Source organism: Fulvivirga aurantia (assembly GCF_009711475.1).
Taxonomy (GTDB): domain Bacteria; phylum Bacteroidota; class Bacteroidia; order Cytophagales; family Cyclobacteriaceae; genus Fulvivirga; species Fulvivirga aurantia.
In genome coordinates, this window is record NZ_SMMD01000632.1 from 1 (window position 1) to 4,917 (window position 4,917).

Annotated in this window: 5 protein-coding genes; all 5 read right to left on the reverse strand. The window is 38.9% G+C overall.

Features of this window, described 5'->3' with window-relative positions:
- Nucleotides 1-377, reverse strand: a 377-nt coding sequence (locus E1176_RS06125; RefSeq protein ID WP_155209679.1) for a regulatory protein RecX, incomplete at its 3' end; no start/stop codon positions are given.
- Entirely contained in the window at nt 378-851 is a 474-nt protein-coding gene (locus tag E1176_RS06130; RefSeq protein ID WP_155209680.1) for a YcxB family protein, read from the reverse strand.
- A 30-nt stretch (nt 852-881) separates the two neighbouring features.
- Entirely contained in the window at nt 882-1,739 is an 858-nt protein-coding gene (gene nadC / locus E1176_RS06135; RefSeq protein WP_155209681.1) for a carboxylating nicotinate-nucleotide diphosphorylase, read from the reverse strand.
- Nucleotides 1,740-1,802: 63 nt separating this feature from the next.
- Nucleotides 1,803-2,201 carry a DUF4783 domain-containing protein gene (locus E1176_RS06140; protein ID WP_155209682.1) on the reverse strand — a complete coding sequence of 133 codons (399 nt, stop codon included), beginning with the start codon at nt 2,199-2,201 and terminating at the stop codon, nt 1,803-1,805.
- A 136-nt stretch (nt 2,202-2,337) separates the two neighbouring features.
- Nucleotides 2,338-4,917: M14 metallopeptidase family protein (locus tag E1176_RS06145; protein WP_343030508.1), on the reverse strand; the 2,580-nt coding region annotated here is incomplete at its 5' end.

Sequence of the window (4,917 nt, forward strand, 5' to 3'; positions counted from 1 at the left end):
TTTTCTTCACTCACTGTAGACGATTTCTTGTCAATAATCTCACAAAGTGTTTGCATATAGTCTGAATCGTCTATTTCAGCCATAGCCTTTTTTACACAGTAATTGGAAATCTGATGTTGCTTGAGGCCTTCGAGTATCTTAATTCGACCCCATTTTTTTAAACGAAACTTACCACCGGCATAGCTCCTGGCAAAGCGCTCCTCATTTACAAAGTCATCAGTAATTAGTTTTACAATAACCTCTTCTACCTCATCGCTATACAGACCCAGTTCATAAAGTTTTTGTCTTACCTGAACTTGAGATCGTTCCTGGTAGGCGCAATATCTCGCGAGCTTGGTTAAAGCTTCGTTTACAGAAAGTCGCTTTTTGTAAGTCAACTATTTAATCAGCCCCTTCCTTTTAAGGATACTTTCAACAAATTTACGCTCATTATCTGTCTTAAATATTTTGTGAGGAAGATGTATAAGCTGCGCTTTATTTACAACAAGTAGTATTGAATCCTTACGTGTTGAAGCTTTTTTGATTTGGTCCCACTTTAAGGGCATACCTTGTTTAGCGTTAAGCTTAATCAATACTTGTTGGCTAGTAATTTCGTAGGAGAGTTTCTCAAAAAGCATTTTAGTTTGATCCATTTGAGTCACTCCGGCAAATTGAATCAACCAAAATAGAATGTATAACACTAATGCGATTCCTGTACCGATAAACCACCACATGTTGGGGATCCACAGGTAACCTGCGCATATGGCTAAGGCAATTAAAAACACCCACCACTGTTGTTTTAGTACATTAACGAGCGCAAGTTTAATATATGTGCCGCTTTCTAATTTGTATTTCTTTGTTTTAACTACCATTTTATATTTTGTTGTACTTCTTTTTTTTGATTAAATAGCCTTTAGGCTAATGTCCATGCTTTTGATAGAGTGTGTTAGGGCTCCAACAGAAATGAAGTCAACGCCACATTCGGCAACCTCAGCGATGGTTTTCTCTGTGATACCACCACTTGCTTCTGTTTTGCACTTACCATCAATGAGCTTTACAGCTGCTTTCATTTCAGAAGGTATCATATTGTCCAACATGATTACATCTACTCCACCTACTTTCAATACTTCCTTCACTTCAGTCAGGTTTCTTGTTTCTACCTCTATTCTAAGGTCTTTGTTATTGGCTTGAAGGTATTTCTGAGTGGCTTTGATCGCCTTTTCGATACCTCCTGCAAAATCGATGTGGTTATCTTTTAACATCACCATATCAAACAGGCCAAACCGGTGATTTGTACCACCCCCAATTGCGACAGCCCACTTTTCGGCTAACCTAAAATTAGGAGTCGTTTTACGTGTGTCTAATAGCTGAGCGTTTGAGCCTTTGATAAGGTTGCACAAATGATTGGTATAAGTAGCTATGCCGCTCATTCTTTGCATACAATTTAGTACAAGACGCTCACACGTGAGAATTGACCTGGCCGAACCTTCCACTATAAAACCAACATCACCAAACTTAACCTCCTGCCCGTCTTTTATTTTAATGTCGACCTCGAGCTCAGAGTCGAAATACCTAAAGATCAATTGAGCAAGTTCTACACCTGCCAGTATTCCGTCACCTTTAATCAATAGTTGAGCCTTACTTTTGCCTTCTTCAGGGATAGATGCAAGGGTGGAGTGATCTCCATCACCTATATCTTCCTTCAGAGACAATTCAATGAAGTCTCGTATGGCTTTTTCTGAAAGGTAACTCTTTTCCATGCTGCAAAAATAAAAAAAGCACTGATTTAATCAGTGCTTCTAATTTTTTATATGTGTAAAAGGTTATTCCTGTATAAAGCTTATTTCATGAATTAAATACTGATTCCCAGTATTTTTTATTCTCATCCACACTCGATATGTGTCTTGCTTGCTCACATACTGCCCAATGGCAAAAGCCAAACCTCCCTTAGAAGATCCCTCGTGCACAATGTTGAAGCTCGTTGGTGGATGTGCTTTAAAAAAATCACGCAACACATACTCCGCCTGTATTCGGCTATAACTTTTCATCTCCCCATCGATAGTGACATCTAAACTTTCGTTAAAAAACTTAGAGCACTCTTTCGAACTTCCCGCTTTGATTGCCTCTTTTACATCGTTGGTAATGTCACTCTGAGCAAATGCAATTTGCGACAAAAACACTGTAAAAAGCAGCAAAATACTATTTCTGACTAAATTTTTCATTCTTATTGAACTAATAGACGGCTAAAATTATGCCAATATTTCAATGATTTGAATTTGGTCAAATTAGTGCAATATAAATTTACAAACAAAATCATGTACCTTTTTTGATCGAAAAGGCAATTTAGTTTTTAGGTTTCTATCTTGCTGCACCGCTACTTATTTCAGGGCCAAAAAACACTGCATTTATAAAAGCCTTGTTGGTGCCATACCAAAATGCTCTAAAATTTAGGTTATCTGTAAATCCTATGACACGTCCCTTGCCTAAAGTCGAGATCCCTACGGCAGATGTGTTTTTTAATTTTTCGAGATTTTCTTCAGAGATATACCCACTCAATAGCGGGGCACTGCCGTAAGTAGCAGGGTTGGCAAACGGGTTTTTAGACTTCTCCATAAAAATCTCACTGTTTCTGAAAACAGGCATTGTGTTTTTATAATATCCGTAAAATAGTGGATTGGTATTATCGATATTCAGTTCGAAAATGGAGCCCCCAATAGCTTGGGCACCTTTAAATTTACCCATAGAAGCGTAGGTTTTGGATGCAGAAGAATCGTCTTTGCTGTCTTTTTTAAGATCAAATTTTCCAAAACCATGGTTTGTCAGGTAGCTCAACGCATCTCTGCTCGCTACTATAGTGCCACCCTGCCTTACCCAACTTTTTAGTTTTTCTTTGGCCGATTCTTTAATGTCATTGTAATTGCCACTTACCATGATAAGCGTAGTGTATTTATCAATATTCGCTCGATTAAAAACATCTACAGGTAACAAAGACAAATCCATTTTATAGCGTTGATCAAAGAGATGCCATACTTCACCAGCATCGTAGGAGCGTGTTCCGCCATCTACCAACATCATGACCTTAGGTTGCTTTACGTTGTCGAAACTCGGGCTACCTAAACTCACACCTTTGTAATCTAAGCCAGTTTGAAAAGCCCAAATGTCAATGCCATATTCATCTACGAGGCCTTGTAAATCACTTTTAATAGCATCACTAGATTTATTTTGATTAGCCACAGGAATAAGAATTGAGCCTCTCGGAAACATTCTTCCCTCTTCATTATAGAAAGGCTCGCTGGCTACTTTAGCTCTATACCCCTTTTTAAGCAGTGCATATAATATGGTTGGAGCGTGGTAATCGTACCACTCAAATACATAAGCATAGTCCGATTTATTGCCGATAATACTACCTTCCTGGTCGGTGTCTTTTGTGATTAAATCAGCTTGCATGTCTGCAGAATATGACCTGCTGTCTAAGGATTTGTAATCAAGTCCGAATGCTAAAGGAAGAGTCCAGGTAGAAACGTCATAGAATAGACTATCCTGAAATGTAGTACGTTTTTCAAACATTGCCTTGATGAGCTTATATTGTGTTTGCTCAAGCGGTACAATAAATGCTTCTTCCACATTATAATTTTGCCCGTCAATAGCGGTTTTTTTAGCCGTCTTGTACACATTTATCTGATGTCTGCTCATAAGTTTGGCCAATGCGAGAGCTCGATTTCCATCTTTAGATGAGAATAAATACGCTTTCTCAGCATCTTTTTTGGCTTCGGCCATAGCGTCTTTATAAAATGTACGCTGATGCTCAAGGAAGTCTACTCGCATTTCTTTTACTGCTTTAAGCGTTGATAAAGAAGTAGTAAAGTGATTTTTGATAGTGAAAGGAAACCTTAGTACACCATTTACACTTTCCTGTGCATGACCCCTGGAGCTTGCTTGTTCGAATAAAATCCCCACCGCACCATTTACATCCGGGTAGGTTGATCCTTTTCCATAATAATAGTCATCAAAACTTTCTCGAGTATAATACAAAGAGCCGATTTCATCTAGTGCCTTCGCATGGTACTCGCCCATTTTGTCGGTAAGCCTGTATGTATTTGCCGGAGTGAGCGGGTTGTTTCTAGAAGGGATACCTGGCTGAAAGAAGAAAGTGGAGTTTGTGCCCATTTCATGGTGATCTGTTAAAACATTTGGTTTCCACTCATGGAAAACAGCGATTCTACCTTGTGACTCGGGTAACTGCACTGGCAACCAATCTCTATTTAAATCAAACCAATAATGATTGGTTCTGCCTCTTGGCCATGGTTCATTTTGCTCCATGTTATAAGAGTCTGACGTTTCTACATGGCTTTTTCTTGAATTTACCCAAGATGCAAATCGATTAAGACCATCCGGGTTGAAGCTCGGGTCGAGGAGAATGACAGTATTATTTAATAGCTCGTTTATAGCATCTCCCTGAGCAGCTGCTAAGTAGTATGCAACGAGTAGAGATGCATTACTTCCACTTGGCTCATTGCCATGTACACTGTAGCCAAGGTAGGCAACGGCTGGCATATTACTAATGTCGAGTGACCCCGAACTACTTGGGTCTGTAAGCTGTACATGCTGAGTCTTAATTGTTTCAAGATTTTGATGATTGGTTGGCGATGTAATCGTCAGGGTCAATAATGGTCGATGCTCATAAGTCTGTGCATATTCTTTAATCGTGACTCTGTCAGATGCTTCAGCCAAAGCATACATATAATTTACCAACCGATCATGGCTGATGTGCCATTCACCAACCTGATGACCAATTACTGACTCAGGAGTAGGTATGTTATTGTCATAACTTACGTTTTGTGGCAAATAGTAATTTAAATCTACTTGTGCGTATGATAGCGTAGCAAACAATAGAAAGAGTGCTGTAAGCTTAATTTTCATAAGGGCTTTATTTTTTTT

What these genes read in the sequence shown, in the direction of transcription:
- E1176_RS06140 (WP_155209682.1), bottom strand. Translation starts at nt 2,201, where the DNA reads ATGAAAAATTTAGTCAGAAATAGTATTTTGCTGCTTTTTACAGTGTTT.
- nadC (WP_155209681.1), bottom strand. Translation starts at nt 1,739, where the DNA reads ATGGAAAAGAGTTACCTTTCAGAAAAAGCCATACGAGACTTCATTGAA.
- E1176_RS06130 (WP_155209680.1), bottom strand. Translation starts at nt 851, where the DNA reads ATGGTAGTTAAAACAAAGAAATACAAATTAGAAAGCGGCACATATATT.